The 18,033-nt window shown below is 59.4% G+C and carries 16 protein-coding genes, 1 tRNA gene and 1 pseudogene; 9 read left to right on the plus strand and 9 right to left on the minus strand.

The genetic code is table 11. The annotated features are described in order from the left end of the window. The first annotated feature begins 1 nt into the window (after position 1). The 4 genes from H6A60_RS00005 to trmB all read left to right on the plus strand — a co-directional run bounded on the left by H6A60_RS00005 (position 2) and on the right by trmB (position 2,858). Positions 2-77, plus strand: a tRNA-Lys gene (locus H6A60_RS00005). Positions 78-296: 219 nt separating this feature from the next. Next, positions 297-1,346, plus strand: a complete 1,050-nt coding sequence (locus H6A60_RS00010; protein ID WP_205101296.1) for a methionine ABC transporter ATP-binding protein — start codon at positions 297-299, stop codon at positions 1,344-1,346. After that, positions 1,336-1,989, plus strand: a complete 654-nt coding sequence (locus H6A60_RS00015) for a methionine ABC transporter permease (RefSeq protein ID WP_205101297.1) — start codon at positions 1,336-1,338, stop codon at positions 1,987-1,989. Before H6A60_RS00010 ends, H6A60_RS00015 begins: the two co-directional genes overlap by 11 nt. 137 nt (positions 1,990-2,126) lie before the next feature. Next, positions 2,127-2,858: a tRNA (guanosine(46)-N7)-methyltransferase TrmB gene (trmB, locus tag H6A60_RS00020; protein ID WP_205101298.1), complete on the plus strand. Its 732-nt coding sequence runs from the start codon at positions 2,127-2,129 to the stop codon at positions 2,856-2,858. Between the two features lie 99 nt (positions 2,859-2,957). On the opposite strand, the gene H6A60_RS00025 is transcribed toward trmB, so the two are convergent. After that, positions 2,958-3,797 carry an undecaprenyl-diphosphate phosphatase gene (locus H6A60_RS00025; protein WP_205101299.1) on the minus strand — a complete coding sequence of 280 codons (840 nt, stop codon included), beginning with the start codon at positions 3,795-3,797 and terminating at the stop codon, positions 2,958-2,960. A 148-nt stretch (positions 3,798-3,945) separates the two neighbouring features. On the opposite strand from H6A60_RS00025, the gene H6A60_RS00030 reads away from it, so the two are divergent. Further along, positions 3,946-4,650, plus strand: a complete 705-nt coding sequence (locus H6A60_RS00030) for a UPF0149 family protein (RefSeq protein WP_205101300.1) — start codon at positions 3,946-3,948, stop codon at positions 4,648-4,650. A 32-nt stretch (positions 4,651-4,682) separates the two neighbouring features. Here the strand turns inward: H6A60_RS00030 and mnmC1 are convergent, their stop codons facing one another. From mnmC1 to H6A60_RS00060, 6 genes are all read right to left on the minus strand, one after another. Further along, a complete protein-coding gene (gene mnmC1, locus H6A60_RS00035; RefSeq protein ID WP_205101301.1) occupies positions 4,683-6,017 on the minus strand; it encodes an FAD-dependent 5-carboxymethylaminomethyl-2-thiouridine(34) oxidoreductase MnmC1 in 1,335 nt (444 codons plus the stop codon). A 576-nt stretch (positions 6,018-6,593) separates the two neighbouring features. Beyond that, positions 6,594-8,258 (minus strand): energy-dependent translational throttle protein EttA, encoded by a 1,665-nt coding sequence (gene ettA, locus H6A60_RS00040; protein WP_205101302.1) that lies wholly within the window; start codon positions 8,256-8,258, stop codon positions 6,594-6,596. Positions 8,259-8,415: 157 nt separating this feature from the next. Further along, positions 8,416-9,084 (minus strand): aminoglycoside phosphotransferase family protein, encoded by a 669-nt coding sequence (locus tag H6A60_RS00045; protein WP_205101303.1) that lies wholly within the window; start codon positions 9,082-9,084, stop codon positions 8,416-8,418. Between the two features lie 113 nt (positions 9,085-9,197). Next, complete coding sequence (locus H6A60_RS00050) at positions 9,198-9,605, minus strand: hypothetical protein (protein ID WP_205101304.1); 408 nt, start codon at positions 9,603-9,605, stop codon at positions 9,198-9,200. 98 nt (positions 9,606-9,703) lie between these two features. Continuing rightward, positions 9,704-10,138 carry a universal stress protein gene (locus tag H6A60_RS00055; RefSeq protein ID WP_205101305.1) on the minus strand — a complete coding sequence of 145 codons (435 nt, stop codon included), beginning with the start codon at positions 10,136-10,138 and terminating at the stop codon, positions 9,704-9,706. 153 nt (positions 10,139-10,291) lie between these two features. Continuing rightward, positions 10,292-11,095, minus strand: a complete 804-nt coding sequence (locus tag H6A60_RS00060; RefSeq protein WP_205101306.1) for a tRNA threonylcarbamoyladenosine dehydratase — start codon at positions 11,093-11,095, stop codon at positions 10,292-10,294. A gap of 345 nt (positions 11,096-11,440) precedes the next feature. Between H6A60_RS00060 and H6A60_RS00065 the strand changes: the two genes are divergently transcribed. Both H6A60_RS00065 and H6A60_RS00070 read left to right on the plus strand, forming a co-directional pair. Further along, positions 11,441-12,340, plus strand: a complete 900-nt coding sequence (locus H6A60_RS00065) for a universal stress protein (RefSeq protein WP_205101307.1) — start codon at positions 11,441-11,443, stop codon at positions 12,338-12,340. Positions 12,341-12,559: 219 nt separating this feature from the next. Then, the gene (locus H6A60_RS00070) at positions 12,560-13,279 is read left to right on the plus strand and encodes a response regulator transcription factor (protein WP_205101308.1); all 720 of its coding nucleotides are present in this window, start codon (positions 12,560-12,562) and stop codon (positions 13,277-13,279) included. An 80-nt stretch (positions 13,280-13,359) separates the two neighbouring features. Here H6A60_RS00070 and moaC read toward each other — a convergent pair. Further along, a pseudogene (gene moaC, locus H6A60_RS00075) lies at positions 13,360-13,837 on the minus strand (cyclic pyranopterin monophosphate synthase MoaC). Between the two features lie 189 nt (positions 13,838-14,026). On the opposite strand from moaC, the gene H6A60_RS00080 reads away from it, so the two are divergent. Together H6A60_RS00080 and H6A60_RS00085 are read left to right on the plus strand one after the other, a co-directional pair. Then, a complete protein-coding gene (locus tag H6A60_RS00080; protein WP_205101309.1) occupies positions 14,027-15,535 on the plus strand; it encodes a M48 family metallopeptidase in 1,509 nt (502 codons plus the stop codon). Between the two features lie 145 nt (positions 15,536-15,680). Continuing rightward, on the plus strand, positions 15,681-16,763 hold the full coding sequence (locus H6A60_RS00085) for an NAD(P)/FAD-dependent oxidoreductase (protein WP_205101310.1): 1,083 nt from the start codon (positions 15,681-15,683) through the stop codon (positions 16,761-16,763). 134 nt (positions 16,764-16,897) lie between these two features. On the opposite strand, the gene apbC is transcribed toward H6A60_RS00085, so the two are convergent. Continuing rightward, on the minus strand, positions 16,898-17,986 hold the full coding sequence (gene apbC / locus H6A60_RS00090; protein ID WP_205101311.1) for an iron-sulfur cluster carrier protein ApbC: 1,089 nt from the start codon (positions 17,984-17,986) through the stop codon (positions 16,898-16,900). Positions 17,987-18,033: the final 47 nt, after the last annotated feature.

Raw genomic sequence — 18,033 nt, forward strand, 5'->3', positions numbered from 1 at the left:
TGGGAACGTAGCTCAGTTGGTAGAGCAGCGGACTCTTAATCCGTCGGTCCAGGGTTCGAATCCCTGCGTTCCCACCAATTCAAAAAGCCGTCGAGTCATCGACGGCTTTTTTCATTTCCGGGCCCTCCAGCACGGCATTTCGAAAGTAATACCGCAAGACGGCACTCGATGCCGCCCGTTCGGGCGCCTGCCGCTGCCTGTCGCCCGCTACACTTGCACAATGCATCAAATCCCCTCGCAATTCGGACGCCGCCCGAGTCTGCGGGCAGACAGCTTCCGGATACAGAAGAAAAAGAATGATCCAACTTGAACACATAACGCAGACGTACACCGATCCGTCGGGCAACACCTTCCAAGCGCTCAAGGACGTCTCTCTCGAGATCGAGGACGGTGAGATTTTCGGCATCATCGGCCGCTCGGGCGCGGGCAAGAGTACGCTCGTGCGCTGCATTAATCTGCTCAATCGGCCGAGCGAAGGTCGCGTTATCGTCAACGAGCACGATCTCACCGCGCTCCCGGAAAGCGAACTGCGCGAGGTGCGCCGCTCGATCGGGATGATCTTCCAGCACTTCAACCTGCTCTCGTCGCGCACCGTTTATCAGAACGTTGCGTTGCCGCTCGAACTCGTCGGCACGCCCAAAGACGTGATCGATAAGAAAATCCGCCCTCTCATTGAACTCGTGGGCCTTACCGAACACGTTGACAAATACCCCTCCCAGCTCTCGGGCGGTCAGAAGCAGCGTGTCGGCATCGCCCGTGCGCTCGCTAACGACCCGAAGGTGCTTCTTTCCGACGAAGCGACCTCGGCGCTTGACCCTGAAACGACGGTCGCTACGCTCGCGCTTTTGCAGAAAATCAACCGCGAGCTCGGCGTCACGATCGTTCTTATTACGCACGAAATGAACGTCGTCAAGCAGATCTGCAACCGCGTGGCCGTCATGAACAAGGGCGAAATCGTTGAGCGCGGCAACGTAATCGACATCTTTGCGCGACCGCAGAGCGAGACCACCAAAGCACTCATCGGTAACGTCGTTGCAAGCGACCTGCCCGAATCGATCATCGAGCGCGTGCGATCGGCACGCGCCGCCCGCAGTTCGCACGAAGAGGTTCACCTGCTTCGCCTCTCCTTCATCGGCGACGAAGTCACGCAGCCCGTCATCTCCGAATGCTCGCGCGCCTTCGACATCAACTTCAACATCCTGCGCGGCACCGTTGACGACATGCAGGGCCGCAGCCTCGGCACGCTCACGATTCTCGTTGAAGCCGAGGCCGACGTTTACGAAAAAGCCGTTCACTTCCTGCGCCAGCGCGGCGTCAATGTAGAGGAGCTCTCCGATGTCCAGTAGTCTTGTCAGCATGATCTTCGATTCGTTCCTCGAAACGCTTGTCATGGTGGCCATTTCGGGTGGCATCGGAACGGTTCTCGGCATCCCGCTTGGCATCATTCTCTTTGTGACGGACAAGAAGTCCTTTCTGCCGATGCCGGTGCTCAACGTGGTTCTCGGCGCAATCGTCAATGCTCTGCGCTCCGTGCCCTTCATCATTCTGCTCGTGGCGATCATTCCGTTCACGCGCCTCGTCGTCGGCTCCTCGATCGGCACGGCCGCAGCGATCGTGCCGCTCACGATTTCGGTGGCGCCTTTCATCGCCCGAATCGTCGAAACGAGCCTGCGCGAAGTGGATAAGGGACTCGTCGAGGCCGCTCAGGCCATGGGGGCGACGAACCTGCAAATCGTCACGAAGGTACTTCTGCCCGAAGCGATGCCCGGCATCCTCGCCGGCCTTACCATTGCCGTGATTTCGCTCATCGGCTACTCGGCCATGGCAGGCGTTGTGGGCGGCGGCGGCTTGGGTGACCTCGGCATCCGCTACGGTTACCAGCGATTCATGCCCGAAGTCATGTGGCCCGTCGTGATCGTGCTCATCGTCCTCGTTCAGGGGCTGCAGTCCTTCGGCGACCGGCTTGTTCGAAAGATTTCGCACCGCTAAAGCAACGATTCAATAGGCGAACCGACATTCGATCGAGGGCGCTCCGCGTACGGAGCGCCCTTCGTTTTTCCCGCTCGGCCGACATCCGCTGTTAGAATCTCGCGCACTCCGGCCATGCCGTCGCTTTCATCGAAAAAATGGACAAGAAAGAACTCACTGCTGAAGAACTTGAAGCGCTCAAGAACCGCCACATCCGCAGCTTCGTGCTGCGCCGCGGTCACATTTCCAACGCCCAGAAGCGCGCACTCGAAGAGGTGCTCCCCCGCTACGAAGTCGCCTACGCCGATACGCCGATTGCCTTCGAGTCGATTTTCGGACGCTCGGCGCCCGTCGTTCTTGAAATCGGCTGCGGCATGGGAGAAACAACCGCCCGTATCGCGCAGCTTCGCCCGGACGTGAACTACCTCGGCTGCGAAGTCTTCGCCGCGGGCGTCGGCGCACTTGCCAAGCGCCTCGAAGAAGGCGGCATAGAGAACGTGCGCATCATTCGTCACGACGCCGTTGAAGTCGTGCGCGACATGATTGCGGACAATTCGCTCGATGGCGTGCACATCTACTTCCCCGATCCCTGGCGCAAAGCGCGTCACCACAAGCGGCGCCTCGTCGCGCAGCCTTTCATCGGGATGCTTGCCTCGAAGATTCGCCCGGGCGGCTACATTCACTGCGCCACGGACTGGCAGAACTACGCCGAGCAGATGCTCGAAGTTCTTGAAGGGGAAGCGAAGCTTGCAAACCTGCACGGCGCTGGCAACTACAGCCCTGTCATGGGCAACCCCTTGAGCGAGCGCCCGACAACAAAGTTCCAGTCGCGCGGCGAGCGCCTCGGGCACGGCATCTGGGACCTCGTCTATATCCGAAAGCCCGAATAAGGCGTTTTTCGACTGAAATACGCTCCGGAAGAAAAGCCCGCGGCGGACCTCCGTATCGGAAATCCGCCGCATTTCTTTTTCTTCGCGACCGCCAAAGCGTCAGATATCGCGCCACTCGACGGCGCCTGTTGCCCCTAGAACGAGGATGAGAATTCCGAAGACGATTCGGTACCAGCCAAACGCTTTGAAATCGTTTGTCGAAACGTAGCGCAGCAGCCAGCGCACGACAAAGAGCGCGCTCAGAAACGAGACGACCGTACCGACGACAAGCCCCTCGAGATTCGCCGCAGCAAGCATGTCGCGCGCCTTGTAGAGGTCATACACCGTCGCGCCGAAAATCGTCGGAATTGACAGGAAAAACGAGAACTCTGTGGCCGCCTTGCGTGAAAGACCGAGGAAAAGACCTCCGATGATGGTCGCACCCGAACGGCTCGTCCCGGGAATCATCGCAAAGCACTGCATGAAGCCCACAAGAAGCGCATCCTTCCAGGTCATATCATCCATTGTGAGAACGCGCGGCGCGCGCCCCTTCGCCGCTTCGCGCTTTTCAACCCAAAGAATGATAAGGCCGCCCACAACAAGCGCCGCCGCAACAGTAACGGGATTGAAGAGATACGTCTTGATCGCGCCGGCAACCAACACGCCGACAAGCGCCGCGGGCAGAAAGCCCACGATCGTATTAACGGCAAGACGCTGTTCGACAGGGTCGGAGAAGAGTCCGCGCAAAATGCGCACAATGCGCTCACGGTAATACCAGCAGACAGCGAGAATGGCACCCGCCTGAATGGCAACGACAAATGTGTCTGCGCCGGGCGCGTCGGCAAAGTTCACCAAATCCGACGCAATGATGAGATGCCCGGTCGAGCTGATCGGCAGAAACTCCGTCAGTCCTTCAACTATGCCGAGAACAACTGTCTGCAGCAGATAAAGCCAATCCACGAGCGCCCCCTTTTTTTTTGAAAGAGCTCATTATGCGCGATCGTTCGGTGACATGCTGAACAAACATTTGCGTGCAAAAGCAACAATCCGAAAACCTTTGGGCTATGATCGCGCCCACACAAACTTCCAGCACGAAAGGAAACTGCAAATGAATCATCAGGATGCCCGTCTCATCGACGCAGAACAGATCGAAGAGCTCGATCGCCTTCTCGAACCGCTCGGCGAGAGCGTCATGGAGGTCGGCGTGCTTGACGGCTATCTCACCGCTTCGCTGCTGGCGCCCGAGATGCCGACGGACGAAGACCTGTTGCCCTTCATCTTTGACGAAGAAGGCGACCCCGAAAAGGTGCCTGACAATCCCCGCATTCTCGAGCTCATCGACATGCGAAAGCGCGAAATCGCCGCGGCGCTCAACGCAGGCGGCGGTCTCGATCCGATCATTCTCCCGTTCGTTGACGACGAGGGCAACGAAATTCTCGACGCCGAAGGCATCGACGCAATCGAGCCCTGGGCCACGGGCTTCTTCATGGGAGCGGGCGTGTGGGCCGACCCGATTCTAGAGGGCGAAGATGACAACGCCTTCAAGCACCTGGCGCGCATTGCGCGCTATGCGCCGCTTGAAGCCGATTCGCCCGACGATGAAGCGCTGATCGAACGTATCGAAGAGGCCGCAGGCAAGAAGCCCGAAACACTTGCCGACGCACTCTACGATGTAGTCGAAAGCGTTTTCGAGCTCAAGCAGTACCTCCGCCCGAACAAGCCCGTTCGCCGTGAATCGCCGCGCATCGGCCGCAACGATCCGTGTCCTTGTGGCAGCGGTAAGAAGTACAAGCAGTGCTGCGGCAAAAACTGATCAATCGTTGAACCTTTGTTGACCGCCCGCACTCAGCGCGTCTTCGCACGTCGCCTGCGCAGCGCGTGCCGTGCAGGCGAAAGGGACTCTTCGAGCGAATGCACGATCGGCGCCGGCTCGCCCGCCATGCGGGCGGCGAGCACCTCAGCGAGCATGAGTCCCCAGGAGAGCCCGCGAGAACCGAGCGCAAAAAGCCCCCACGCCTGCGGCAGGAGCGGCACCTGCGCGGCTTCAGTGCGGTTGGCGTCAAGCGCGCGCAGCGCGGGCATATCGACCATAGGCCCCGCAATCGGCATGCGGTCAGCCGCCACCGCACGCACGCCCTCATAAAAGCCGCAGGGCACGCACGCGTCGGCGCCCTCGAAAAGACGCGGCAAAATGGCGAGATTATGTGCGTGTGCTTCTTGGACGCTTAGAACCGGCTCGCACGCGCGTTCGTAGGTCGCGCCAACCCCGACGTAGCCATCGGCCGTCCTGGCAGCGTACCCCCGCCCCGTAACAGGTGCTGCAAGCGTTCTGCAGTCGCAACTTCTCAGAATCGAAATTCGACCGTACAGCGGCGAGATACCGTAATCATCAGCCTCGTCCCCAAAAAGCGCGCCTGAAGCCAGTCCGGCAGCCGCTACGACAGCCTGCGCCTTCGCCACAACGACCCCCGCTCGGTTGAATGCGAGCCATACCCCTTCCTCGCGTCGTAACCGCACGGGCATATTCGTGAGAACAGGCGAAGCTATTCCCTTGAGGAGCGTTCGAACGAGCGCCCCAGCATTGACGAGGCGTCCTTCTGCGTACCACCACCCGCCGAAGCGAACACGTGTACCTGCTGTACGGCTTGCCGCATCCGCCTCGAGGAATTCGGGCACGTAAGGATGATGCCCACCTTTTGCACCGACTTTTGCCACCGAGAGCGCCGCTTGTCGAAAATGCCGCTCCTCCTCTTCGTCGATCGCAAGATCGAGGAGTCCGCTCGCATGCACGCACTCGGGATGCGCTTCGAGCAGTTCGGCGAGTCGCATCGTACCGGCTGCCGTCAAGCGAAATCCGCTCGTGTCAACCGCCTCCCAATGTGGATGCGCGAGTGCCGCATATAGCGCCGAGGCGCCGCTCGCCGGCACTGCGCCTGCATCGACAACGCTCAATCGGAAACCGCGCAATTTGAGCGAGTGCGCGGCAAAGGCCCCCGCCATCCCGGCGCCGACAACTAGTACATCCTTCACGGCCCCTGCGCCGCACGCTACGAGGCTGCCCGCGACCGGCGTCGACGAAATTTTGGATGTGAAATTGGGCGTGTATTCGCGCTCACCCGCTTTTGTAAACACCTGTAGCTGCGCTTCGCTCCCTTCGAGCTTCGGCGCCTCTCCGGTCACCCGAACGCGAGTCCCCGGGTGCATGAAGCCGCGAAGCCGCACGGCGTCGCCCAGTTGCCGAACAAAAAGAACATCAGCCCTGCATCCCGCCTCGCGCTGCCGTCGCTCGGGCACGATGAAACAGACCTGGATAGTGAGGTTCGGACTGCGGCAGGTCTCGACCTCGCCGCACCGATGCCACCGACATGCATTGCTCGGCAAGGCGCTCCCGACAGCACGCGAAACTGCGCCCTCACAGACGCGCCGAAGCCCGGCATTAAAAGATGCCGGCGTCGCGAATAGACGCAGAAGCACACGAGCGCCCTTTTCTAAAGTGCGCTGCGCATATGCGAGCGCATCGCGAGCCTGCTCTGGATCAAAGACCGGGTCTGCTGCACCAGCGACGTAGATTTTGAGCGCTCGATCGAGGAACGACTCGCTCAAAGAACCAACCGATGCATTGTTAGCAATAACTTCTGCGGGCATGCGTACGTAGAAAAAGAGAGGTTGCTCTCGAAAGCGCAGCCTCTCTCATTGTCGGAAAGCATTGCAGCAGGGACCCGACGGCACGCCGAGCCCCTCAGCCGCTCATCAAGCTCAGTGCTTGAGCGGCTTGAAACGAAGACGCTTCGGGCGCGCCCCTTCTTCGCCGAGACGACGGCGCTTGTCGGCTTCGTACTCGTTGTAGTTGCCGTCAAAGAAGACAACCTTCGAGTCACCTTCGAAGGCAAGGATGTGCGTAGCAATGCGGTCGAGGAACCAACGGTCGTGCGAGGTCACGAGCGCGCAACCCGCGAACTCGAGAAGCGCCTCTTCGAGCGCGCGAAGCGTTTCGACGTCCAGGTCGTTCGACGGTTCGTCGAGCAGCAGCACGTTGCCGCCCGCAAGCAGCGTCTTGGCAAGGTGCAGACGACCGCGCTCGCCCCCAGAGAGCGCGCCAACGAGCTTTTGCTGATCAGCGCCCTTGAAGTTAAAGCGGCCGAGATAAGCACGGCTCTGCATGGAGAACTTGCCCACCTGCAGCACGTCGAGACCATCGGAAACGGCCTCAAAGACCGTCTTGTCGTTCGGCAGCGAATCGCGCAGCTGATCGACGGCGGCAAGATGCACCGTCGGGCCGATCTTGATTTCACCGCTGTCGGGGGTCTCGCGGCCTTCGATCATCTTGAAGAGCGTCGACTTGCCGGCGCCATTCGGACCAATTACGCCGACGATAGCGCCGGGCGGAATCGTGAAGGAGAGATCGTCAATAAGCAGACGATCGCCAAAGCCCTTCGAAACATGGCTGAATTCGATCACGTTGTTGCCAAGGCGCTCCGCGACAGGAATGAAAATTTCATTCGTTTCGTTACGCTGCTGGTACTCAATGCTCGAGAGCTCCTCAAAGCGCGACAGACGAGCCTTTGACTTCGCCTGACGCCCCTTCGGATTCTGACGAACCCATTCAAGTTCGTGCTTGATCGCCTTCATGCGTGCATCCTGCTGGCGCTTTTCGATTTCGAGGCGCTTTTCCTTCTGGTCGAGCCAGGACGAGTAATTGCCCTTCCAAGGAATGCCCTCGCCGCGGTCAAGTTCAAGAATCCATTCGGCGGCGTTGTCAAGGAAGTAGCGATCGTGCGTAACGGCAACGACCGTACCCGGGAAGCGGTGCAGGAACTGCTCGAGCCACTCGACGGATTCGGCGTCAAGGTGATTTGTCGGTTCATCAAGGAGCAGCATGTCCGGGCGCGAAAGAAGCAGACGGCAAAGCGCCACGCGGCGCTTTTCACCGCCCGAAAGCACGCCCACCTTGGTATCCCAAGGCGGCAGACGCAGCGCGTCGGCTGCCACTTCCATCTGCGTTTCGGCGTTCGTGCCCGCAGCGGCAATGATGGCCTCAAGGCGTGCCTGCTCGGCGGCGAGTTGATCGAAGTCGGCATCCGGCTCGGCATAAGCGGCATAGACAGCATCGAGCTTGGCCTGCGCTTCCATCACTTCGCCCATACCCTCTTCGACCGTCTGACGCACGGTCTTCTCAGGGTCGAGCTGCGGCTCCTGCGGCAGATACCCGATCTTGAGATTCGGCATCGGAATCGCTTCGCCTTCGTGATCCTGATCGACGCCGGCCATAATTTTGAGCAGCGTCGACTTGCCCGCGCCGTTTAGGCCGAGCACGCCGATCTTGGCGCCCGGGAAAAAGGAGAGCGAAATGTCCTTGAGAATCTGACGCTTGGGCGGAACAACCTTACCCACGCGATTCATGGTGAAAACGTACTGTGCCATGTTCCTAATGCAAAGTTCGGAGGTCGATGCGCTCGCAGAAAAAGAAGCGCGCCCGATGTGAGCGCGCATCTTAGCAAGTTCAGCGAGAAATTGCTTCAACTTGTTTGTTTTTAAAAGAATTTTTTGCAATTTGTCCGTACAGCGAATGCTGCCGAGCTCAGCGGCGCTTCTTCTTTTTCATCCCGAAGTAGCCGCGGAACACCCAGAAGCGGCGAACTTTGTTGATGCGCTCGAGTTCTGCCTTACGCGCGTCGCCCATCGCTTCGGGCTGGTACTTCGCCCACTTCTTGAGTACGCCCGAGAAGTCGAAGTCTTCAAGAATCTTCCTAAGACCCCGCGGCATCCTGTCGGTAAAGAGCGACGACTGAAAGTCGATGATCCCCGGCGTATCGTCGGGCCGAATCATTACGTTGCCGAGCCCGCGCAGATCCAAGTGCACGACACCGCGCGCATGCATGGCATCAACGAGTGCCTCGAGCTTCTCGAGAAAGTCCGGCGTGACACGCTCCTTGACGCGCTTGCCGATCGACTCGCCCGGCATAAACTGCACAGCAATCGCATAGCGGTCGATGCGAAAGGCCGAATCGGCAATACCGTCGACGCCTTCGAGCCGATTGAGGAAAGCGAGTTCGCGCGACAAAAGCACGGGAGCAATAAACCAGCGCACGAACCAAGGCCGCGATGAAAAGTCCTTCACGGTCCAGGTGCGGCCGGCGGCCTCGATTTTCGTAACGACCGCATTGGCCGTTCGCCCGTCGCGAAGGAGCTTTTGCGGCGCGCTTTTCATGTCCTCGCGCGTAAAGGGTTGGGACTTCTCTTGCTGCATGCTTTTTTCAGGAAAAAGGCCCAGCGCTCCATCGCGAAGGGCCTTTTGTTTTTCGATGCTTCCAACGCCGCACCCTTAGCGCCCACAGGAACGCTCGGGCGGCGCGGCCGGCATTACGGCATCACGAGACCAGAGCCCCCGGCGGGAGGAGGCGGCGCCTGGAAACCAGGCATACCGGGCGTCACGATCTGAGAAGCGGCTTCGCGGCGCATCTCCTGCAGACGCTCCATCAGCTTCTTGACACCGTCCTTGGCGGCAGCACCGAACTTCTCGACCGCTTCGCCGACATTATCGGCAGGGATCTCGAACGTGACGGGTAGGGGCCCCATCTGCGTCATGATCTGCGTTTCGCCGACAAAAAGCATCGGACGGTCGAGATCGCGCTGGCCGTCAGTCTTCACCGGTGTCATCACGCGGATCGTGCCGACGCGGCGGTCCGTCACGACTTCTTCCGTGTAGAGGCCGGCAGCATCCATTTCGATGTCGAGCGCGTCAATGGGATTCGTAGAGTCTTCGACCATTTCGGTTGGCTCCTGAAGTTTGTCTGTTTTGAAGCGGCAATATTAGCAAAGAGCGGCTTGAAGCCTGAAGGCATTCGGTCGCCGCAACAAGCGCGTCGTTACCGGAAAACCATCACGGGAATCTGTGAATGCGTGAGCACCTTCTGCGTTTCGGAGCCGAGCAACACAGCGGCAATACCTTTGCGTCCATGGCTCGCCATGAAGATGATGTCGCAGTCGTTCTTTTCGGCCTGTTCGACGACGGCCTCAGCGGGCGAGAAACTCTTCGTCATCACAGTCTTGGCATCAACGCCGAGCGCTTCGCAGGTCTTGCGCGCCTCTTCGAGTCGATCGAGCGCTTCTTCGGTGACGCGCTCGTCGTACTGCTCGATCGATTCAGGTCGGTATTCGGCCAAGTTCGTATAGGAATAGGGTTCAACAACAGTCATCACAATGAGCGCCGCGCCAAGGGGTTTGGCGAACTTGGCCGCCCCCTCAACCGCCTTGATCGAGCGCTCCGAACCATCCGTCGGCACGAGAATCCGCTTGTACATATGCCTGTTCCTCTTCTAGGTTGAGCGGGCCGGCACCTCGCCTGCGGGCGCCGCCGCTTTTGTATTTCGGTCTCCTCTCATTTTAGGGCGACCGAACGGATGGCGCGACGGCGCTGTGGCATCAAGCCCGACGCCACGATGCCGAGCGCCTCTTCAGTCGGCATTCGCCGTCGCGTGCACGGGACCGTTTTCGACGATGTCGTTAATAACGATCGCCGCAAGACGCAGCCCGACCGAGCCCGTAACAACGATCCCGGAACCGAAGCCGATGCGCTCACCCGAGCGCGCACCCACAGCCGCGAGATTCTCGGCGTCGGGCTGCTTCACCGCTTCGGCACTCGTTACGGCCAAAATCCCGAACTTTTTGGCTTTGCCGCTCGCACTGCCCGCGGGGAAGCCGTAATCGCGCCGAAGATTGGTACGAAGCTTTGCCGCGAGGGGATCGCCCTTGATGCGCGCAAGATCCTCTTCAACGAGTTCACTCGGACGGCGTTTGCCGCCGGCGCCGCCGGAAACGACCACCTTGCAACCGAGGCGCTTTGCGGTTGCAACAAGCACGGTTTTGCCTTTGAGATCGTCAATGCAGTCGACCACCCAGTCGGCATCCTTGGGCAAAAGCCTTTCGGCATTCTCTGCCGTGACGAAAGCTGTAATAGCACTGACTTCAAGCTCGGGGTTGATGAGCGCGAATCGCGCTTTGAGCAGCTCGACCTTGTATTGGCCGTAGTTGCCGTCCATCGCGTGAAGTTGTCGATTCGTGTTGGAGAGCGCACTTTTGTCGCCGTCGATGAGTGTCAGCCGACCGACACCCGTTCGCGCGAGCGCCTCGGCCGCCCAGCTGCCGACGCCGCCCGTTCCGACAACGACAACATGCGAACGCGCCAATCGTTCTGCGCCTTCCTCTCCGTAAAGTCTTGCGACGCCGCCCAAGCGGCGCGGATCCGTTGTGTAACTCATTTTTGATTCCGAAATGTGCGGTTTTTAGCGGAGATTAGATCGTTTACAAAAAAAATGCTTCTTTATTTTCAGACAACTCTCTGTAAAAATTCGCAACGCCGCTTCCTTCATTTTGGAGACTTACTTTTCATTTTTCGATTTTTCGATTTTTTGCTTTGGGTCAGAAAAAGAAGGTAATTCTCAAAAAATTCAAGTGCTAAATTTAAGTTAACAGGACGTTTTTGATCAGAACTGCAGTGGCGTCGGATATTTCCATTCGGCGACTTTTCTGCAGTGGTCCGACGTTCCGGCAAAAAGAGACGCAACTCAGACCGCAGAAGCGTTCTCAATAATCAAGGAGGCCCTATGCGAATTCTCGTTCCGATCGACGGCAGTACCAACTCTCTGAACGCTGTTTCTTTCATAGCCACCCGCAAGACGCTTCTCGGCAGCAATCCGACGATCGAGCTGCTCAACATTCAGTTGCCGCTTCCGGCGCGTGCCTGTCGCTTGGTCGGCCAGGATGCGCTCACCCGCTACTATGAAGATGAGGCGGAAAAGGTCTTCGAACCCGCCCGCAAGATTCTCCAAAAAGCAGGCTTCCAAGCCAACGAATCGTTCGTGGTCGGTGAAGCGGCCGAAAGCATCGCCAAAAGCGCCGAAAAGGTCGGCGCCGACCTGATCGTCATGGGGTCGCGCGGCCAGAGCGCCCTCAAGGGCCTCTTCTTCGGCTCCGTCTCGAACGGCGTTCTCGCGCAGTCGAAGTGCCCGGTTCTTGTCGTGCGCGGCAAACTGCCGCCTGCGACCGATGCCCTTCGCGTCGGTGTCGCAGTCGACGGCTCGAAGTACGGGCGCGCCGCTGTACGCTATGCCCTCAAGCATATTTCCTTCTTCGGCACGGGCGCCTCGTTCTACCTGATTAACGTCGTGAGCGACTACGCAGGCGCCGTCATGCCCGACATGGCCGGCATGGCCCTGCCGGCACTCTCTGAAGAAGAAGTGCTCGAGCTGCAAAAGGACGAGTTCAACGAAGCCGTCGAACCGCTTCGCCCCTTCTTCTCGAAGGCTGCAGTGAAGACGAAGGAAGTTTGCCTTGTCGGCAATCCCGGCGACGAAATCGCCGCCTTCGCCAAGAAGAAGAAGCTCGACATTGTGGTGATGGGCTCGCATGGCTACGGCCGCTTCAAAGCCGCGATCATGGGCTCGACTGCCACGCGTATCGCCGCTACTGGCGACGTACCGCTGCTTATCATTCGCCAAGCCTGATGTCTGTCTTCGCTTCAAGCGCTAGCGCTACTGCGCTTGAAGCAGCCCCATACAAAGGTCCGCTCGACCTTCGGTCGGACGGGCCTTTTTCATGGATAACGCATTCACGCGATACCAAAAAAGGGGATGTGCTAAGATCAGTCGGTCCGCAGAGGCGCACTCGACACTCTGCGCAGAAGTTGCGAGCAGAGAAACCAAGCGCAAAAGAAAATGACTCCGATGAATAACGCTTTCACTAACAACGGACAAAAACGAGAACCGCAAAACGTGTTCATCGCCGCCGAAACCCGGGAAGAAGCCGAGCGACTCGCCGAAAGGATTCGCTCAGCCTCCGATTACAACGTCATTGGCATCGCCACCGACCGCATCCGCATGGAAGAGGCCATCTCCGGCTTCATGCCCGTTGATGCGCTCATTACGGACATCGCGCTCAACGGTGAAGACGTCACGCCGCTCTTTGCGAAAGCACGTCAGTTCAACGAAAACATCGACATTCTCGTCTACACGACGAATACGCAGGACAACGCCGTAATCCGCGCCGTTCTTGCCGGCGCCATGGGCTACCTTCTCAAGGGCGACCAGGAGGACATCCTAACGAGCATGCGCCTCATGCGCGGCGGCGGTTCCCCCGTCTCGCCCACGGTAACGCGCAGCGTTCTCAAAGCGCTTCAGTCCCGCTCAAACAGTCCCACGCTTCGCGCCAAAAAAAAGGACAGCACGGAGATTGCGCCGCTCTCGCAGCGCGAAGCCGAAATTCTCGCGCTCCTGGCCAAGGGGATCTCTTTCGCCGACATCGGCGACATTCTGTCGATTTCGCCGCACACCGTGACGGCGCACATCAAGAAAATTTACCGCAAGCTCCAAGTGCACTCGCGCGGCGAAGCCGTGTACGAAGCTGCCTGTATGGGCATCCTGCCCGATCAGCACATGCTTTCCTGACGCAAGTCGGAAAAGAAAACCAAGCCGAGCGTCTCGTCGAAAGCGCTCGGCTTTTTTTCTTTTCCGCCGCTTGCAACCGATCAGCCGCGCGTCCAATGTCCGGACTTGCCGCCCGCCTTTTCGAGCAGGCAAATCTCGCTCATCACCATCCCGCGATCGACTGCCTTGCACATGTCGTAGATCGTGAGAAGTCCCACCTGAACGGCCGTGAGCGCTTCCATTTCAACGCCGGTCTGCCCCTTGCACTCGCAGGTCGCCGTGCATCGGATTTCGCTCGCTGCTTCGTGAAGTTCGAAGGCCACGTCAACATGCGTGAGCGCGATTGGATGACAAAGCGGCACGAGATCGGCCGTACGCTTGCTCGCCATGATCGCCGCAATACGAGCGACACCGATGACGTCCCCCCTTTTTGGCCGTGCCGCTCTTCACAAGCTCAAAGGTTGCGGGCGCCATGCGAATGACTCCAGTCGCTCGGGCGATGCGGTGCGTTTCACTCTTGCCGCCCACATCGACCATGTGCGCCTCGCCGTCCACATTGAAATGTGTGAGTTCTCCCATTTTTCGTTACCTTTAAGAACGCGCAGCCTCCAAATTGGAAGCACCAAAACACGACATAATGAATAAATTCGCCGGCTGCGGCCGAGACGGGAAGCATTTCACCGACCGGTCGCCGGCACGAGCTTCAAACGATACAGCATTGAGGCGAACGAGCGCTGCGGCTGCACCGCCCAAATGCCGAGCCTACGCATGTCCAAATTTATCGCACGTCTCTGCGCCCTGGCGGCCGTGTTTGTCGCCGCCACGCCGACATCGGCCATCTACGCCGCTGCCGGCCCGACGGTGCTCGATCTCAATTTACCCAATCTCGGCTCGAGCGCCGACGCCGAGCTGAGTCCGCTCGAAGAGCACCGCTTGGGCGCACAACTCATGAATTCCGTTCGCTCGGATCCGACCTTCATGACGGATCCGGAAATCACGGAATACCTGAACCACCTCGGCTATCAGCTCGTGAGCCACGCCAAAACGAGCACCTACAACTTTTTCTTTTTCCCGATCCGCGACGACACGCTCAACGCGTTTGCGCTCCCCGGCGGCTTCATTGCCGTACATACGGCCACGATCATCTCCGCGCGCAACGAGAGCGAGCTCGCGGGCGTCGTCGGCCACGAAATCGGCCACGTCGCGCAGCGCCACATCGCACGCATGATCGAAGGGCAGCGCGGCAACCTCGCGCTCACGCTCGGTTCGGTGCTGCTGGCCATTCTGGCCGCACGAGCGGGCGGCAACTCGGGCGGCCAAGCGGCCGCAGCCATCGCAATGGGCTCGCAGGCAGCCATGATTCAGTCTCAGCTCAATTACTCGCAGGATGCCGAACGAGAGGCCGACCGACTCGGCCTGCAGACGCTTGCGGCCGCCGGCTTCGACCCCAAAGGCATGGAGGGCTTCTTTGAGCGCCTCCAATCGAGCAACCGCTTCTACCAGTCTGCCGCCCCTGCGTATCTCTCGACCCACCCGCTCACGATCGAGCGAATCGCAGATATGGAAAACCGTACGCGCAGCATGCCCACGCGCATGCATCGCGACAGCGACGACTTCCGTCTCATTCAAGTGCGCGCCCGCGTACTGCAGGAAACACGCATCGACGGGTGGCGACGCGTGCTCGCCGACTTCGAACGAAGTCTCAAAACGGCCAAGGGCAAAGAGGCCTGCGTCTATCAGTACGGCATTTCCGTCGCCAAGGGCGAACTCAAGGACCGCGCTGGCGCTTATGCTGCAGCTAAAGCTTCGACAACGTGCGGCATCCGATCGGCGGTGCTGGAGCGCAACCTCATCCGAACGCGTTTTGACGCGGCGCGCACGAGTGCCGAAAAACTGGGGGCGCTAGCCGACGCCAAGAAGGCGCTCAGTACCTATCCGCTCTCGGCGATGATGGCGGAAAACTACGTCGACCTTCTTTATTCGCTCGACCGCCACCAGGAACTCATCAACTTCCTGCGCAACGGCTCCGCGCTCACCGACAGCGACCCCGACTATCACGCGATTCTCGCGCGCTCGTATGAGGCACTCGGCAAAAAGAGCCTGCAGTACATGCACACAGGAGAAATGTATGCGCTCATGGGCGGCACGGAGGCTGCCGTTTATCAGTACGCGCTTGCCCAAAAGGCCAATGACGGCGACTTTTACACCATGAGTCAGATCGATGCGCGCCTTCGCGAGCTGCGCGAGCAAGCCGCGCAAGAAAAGCGAGACAGGTGAAATTGGATTTTCACGTCTCGTTTTTGCAGGGAATTCCGTGCGAAAATAACGCCCACCGCCGGTCCGCTTTTGGTCCGGCGCCCTTTTTTGCTCACTCATTTTCTTCGGCTGCCCTTCGGAACCCGCCTGCAGCCGCGCTTTCAAAATGGCTATTGAAGACTACATGACCGTTGCCGAGCCAACGGACCAAATTATTGAAACGGACGCCGTCATCATCGGTGCCGGTCCTGTCGGCCTCTTCCAGGTCTTTGAACTCGGCCTGCTCGAAATCAAGTGCCACGTTGTCGACTCGCTACGCAATGTCGGCGGCCAGTGCATGGAACTCTACCCGACCAAGCCGATCTACGACATTCCTGCCGTACCGGTCTGCTCCTCGTACGAGCTCACCGAAAACCTCTTGAAGCAGAACCACCATTTCGGTCCTGTGTTCCACCTCGGCCAAGAAGTGACGGTCGTTGAAAAGCAGGCCGACGGAGCGTTCCGCGTCGAAACCGACAAGGGCACCCGCTTCAAGTGCAAGGTCGTCATCATTGCCGCCGGCGTGGGTTCGTTCCAAGCACGCCCGCTTCGCGTCAAGGGCATCGAAAAGTTTGAAGGCACCCAGCTCCACTACAGCTGCAAGGATCCCTCGATTTTCGAAGGCAAGAACGTCGTCATCTGCGGCGGCGGCGACTCCGCGCTCGACTGGACGCTCAACCTAGTCGGCAAGGCCGAGAGCGTTGTGCTCGTGCACCGTCGAGACGGCTTCCGCGCGCAGGCCGCCTCCGTCGCCAAGATGAAGGAGCTCTGCGAAAACTGGGAAATGCAGTTTGAAGTCGGCCAAGTGACGGGCTTCTCCGAAGAAGACAACCGCCTCACTGAAGTCAACGTCACGGGCGCAGACGGCGTCACGCGCCGCATTCCGCTCGACCATCTCCTCGTTTTCTTCGGCCTGCAACCCAAGCTCGGTCCGATCGAAAACTGGGGGCTCGAGCTCGACCGCAAACAGATCGTCGTTGACACGGCTCGCTTCGAGACCAACATCCCGGGCATCTTCGCCGTAGGCGACATCAACACGTACCCGGGCAAAAAGAAGCTCATTCTTTCCGGCTTCCACGAATGCGCTCTTGCCGCGTTTGCCGCCTGCGACTACGTCTTCCCCGAAAAGCGCATCTTCCTGCAGTACACGACGACTTCGCCCAAGCTGCACAAGGTTCTCGGCGTCGAAATGCCGAACTTTGACGAATAAGCGACTCGCCGCTGACAGCGACCTTTTGCAAAACGCCCCGGGAAGCCGAGCTGCACCGGGGCGTTTTCGTAGCGAATAGCCCGTGTCGAACCACCCGTGCACTCTGCACGGGCGGCCGAACGCGGCCTAATCGATCAATCGTTCTTGATCTTGATCGAAGGCATGCGGGCAGAGTAGTCCTTGCCGAGCTTGGCGAGAGAACCCGCGACCTTCATGGCCATTTCGCGGAAGAGCATGGCTTCCTTTGAATCGGGATTCTTTACCACCGTGGGCGCGCCACTGTCGGCTTCTTCGCGGATCTGCGCCGAAAGCGGCAGGTGTCCGAGCACGGGTACGCCGTACTTCTCGCTCATGCGGTCCGCGCCGCCTTCGCCGAAAACATGCGTCACCTCGCCACAGTGCGGGCAGATAAAGACACTCATATTTTCGACAATGCCGAGAATCGGCACATTGACCTTTTCAAACATGCGAAGCCCCTTCTTCGCATCGATGAGCGCAATGTCCTGCGGCGTCGTGACGACCACGGCCCCCGTAATGGGCACGGACTGCGAGAGCGTGAGCTGGATGTCACCCGTGCCGGGCGGCATATCGACAACGAGATAGTCGAGGTCGTGCCAATTCGTGAGCTTCAGAAGCTGCTCAAGCGCGCCTGCGGCCATCGGACCGCGCCAGATCATGGGCTCATCTTCGTCAACCATGAGGCCGACGGAGTTGATCTGAAGCCCGTGCGACTCAAGGGGTTCCATCGTCTTGCCGTCGGCTGTCATCGGCGTGCCGTGCGCGCCGAGCATCGTCGGCTGACTTGGGCCGTATACGTCGGCGTCAAGCACACCCACGCGAGCGCCTTCGTGCGCGAGCGCAAGCGCGAGATTCGCTGCAACCGTCGACTTGCCGACGCCGCCCTTGCCCGAACTCACCGCGATGATGTTCTTCACGCCCGGGAGTACGCGCAGCGTGCCCTGCACCTTATGCGCAATGATGTCCTGCGTCACCTCCACCTTCACGGACGAGGCGCCCAATTCGGCCACGGCATTCCCAACGGCTTCGCCCACGGCCTGTGCACGAAACTTGGCGGGATAGCCGAGCGCGATGCGAACGACAACGCCGCCCTGCGCGTCGGTTTCAACATCCTTGAGCATGCGCGAAGAAACATAATCCGTCCCGGTCACGGGGTCGATCAGCTGAGCAAGTCGAGCCTTGACTTCTTCGGTGGAAATGGTCATCTGATTTTTTTCCTTTTCATTGGGCGCTGAAAACACTTTCTTCAGCG

The sequence above is a fragment of the Sutterella massiliensis genome (assembly GCF_016899755.1).
Classification (GTDB): Bacteria; Pseudomonadota; Gammaproteobacteria; order Burkholderiales; family Burkholderiaceae_F; genus Sutterella; species Sutterella massiliensis.

Bases quoted from the DNA above. Each gene is read 5' to 3' on its own strand.
- H6A60_RS00085 (WP_205101310.1), top strand. From the start codon at position 15,681: ATGGCTATTGAAGACTACATGACCGTTGCCGAGCCAACGGACCAAATT.
- H6A60_RS00015 (WP_205101297.1), top strand. From the start codon at position 1,336: ATGTCCAGTAGTCTTGTCAGCATGATCTTCGATTCGTTCCTCGAAACG.
- H6A60_RS00050 (WP_205101304.1), bottom strand. From the start codon at position 9,605: ATGGTCGAAGACTCTACGAATCCCATTGACGCGCTCGACATCGAAATG.
- H6A60_RS00055 (WP_205101305.1), bottom strand. From the start codon at position 10,138: ATGTACAAGCGGATTCTCGTGCCGACGGATGGTTCGGAGCGCTCGATC.
- H6A60_RS00045 (WP_205101303.1), bottom strand. From the start codon at position 9,084: ATGCAGCAAGAGAAGTCCCAACCCTTTACGCGCGAGGACATGAAAAGC.
- H6A60_RS00060 (WP_205101306.1), bottom strand. From the start codon at position 11,095: ATGAGTTACACAACGGATCCGCGCCGCTTGGGCGGCGTCGCAAGACTT.
- H6A60_RS00070 (WP_205101308.1), top strand. From the start codon at position 12,560: ATGAATAACGCTTTCACTAACAACGGACAAAAACGAGAACCGCAAAAC.
- H6A60_RS00030 (WP_205101300.1), top strand. From the start codon at position 3,946: ATGAATCATCAGGATGCCCGTCTCATCGACGCAGAACAGATCGAAGAG.
- H6A60_RS00010 (WP_205101296.1), top strand. From the start codon at position 297: ATGATCCAACTTGAACACATAACGCAGACGTACACCGATCCGTCGGGC.
- H6A60_RS00080 (WP_205101309.1), top strand. From the start codon at position 14,027: ATGTCCAAATTTATCGCACGTCTCTGCGCCCTGGCGGCCGTGTTTGTC.
- apbC (WP_205101311.1), bottom strand. From the start codon at position 17,986: ATGACCATTTCCACCGAAGAAGTCAAGGCTCGACTTGCTCAGCTGATC.
- trmB (WP_205101298.1), top strand. From the start codon at position 2,127: ATGGACAAGAAAGAACTCACTGCTGAAGAACTTGAAGCGCTCAAGAAC.
- ettA (WP_205101302.1), bottom strand. From the start codon at position 8,258: ATGGCACAGTACGTTTTCACCATGAATCGCGTGGGTAAGGTTGTTCCG.
- H6A60_RS00065 (WP_205101307.1), top strand. From the start codon at position 11,441: ATGCGAATTCTCGTTCCGATCGACGGCAGTACCAACTCTCTGAACGCT.